This is a genomic window from Pseudocoprococcus catus (assembly GCF_019734885.1).
GTDB lineage: Bacteria > Bacillota > Clostridia > Lachnospirales > Lachnospiraceae > Coprococcus_A > Coprococcus_A catus.
In genome coordinates, this window is the sequence record NZ_JAAXCM010000036.1 from 1 (window position 1) to 535 (window position 535).

At 43.0% G+C, this 535-nt stretch carries 1 protein-coding gene; it reads left to right on the plus strand.

Annotated features, from left to right (window positions below):
* Positions 1 to 535 (plus strand): radical SAM protein (locus HED67_RS10590; protein WP_221718285.1); only part of this gene is annotated, 535 nt, incomplete at both ends.

Below are 535 nucleotides of genomic sequence, written 5' to 3' on the forward strand. Positions count from 1 at the left end.
GAGGATACAGTCTGGGGACTGTTTTCACTACCAGAAACAAACAGTATATGTATGATACAGGAACCGGAAAAGTGTTTGAGTGCGGGGCAAATGAATACCAGATATTAAAAAGCCTGTTTGAACAGACAAGCCTTCCGGAGAAGGTGGAAGGATTTTCTGAAGAAGAACTGGAGGCTGCATACAGAAATATCTGGGAGATGATAGAAACAGAGCATATCCTGCAGATTTCACCGGATTTAAAGTTTGTAAAGGAAACAGACGAAACATTAAGGGATTTGCTACGGTATGATCTGCGGCAGGTTATCCTGGAGCTGACAGAACAGTGTAATATGAGATGCCGGTATTGTATTTATAATGAACATAATGAAGGATACCGGAATTTTTCGCCAAAAGCTATGACCTGGGAAGTGGCCAAACGTGCTGTGGAGTATGCAAGGGATAACAGCGGAGATAAAGTGGCAGTATCCTTTTATGGCGGAGAACCGCTGGTGCAGTTTGAACTGATGAAAAAGACAATAGATTACAGCCGGTGGAC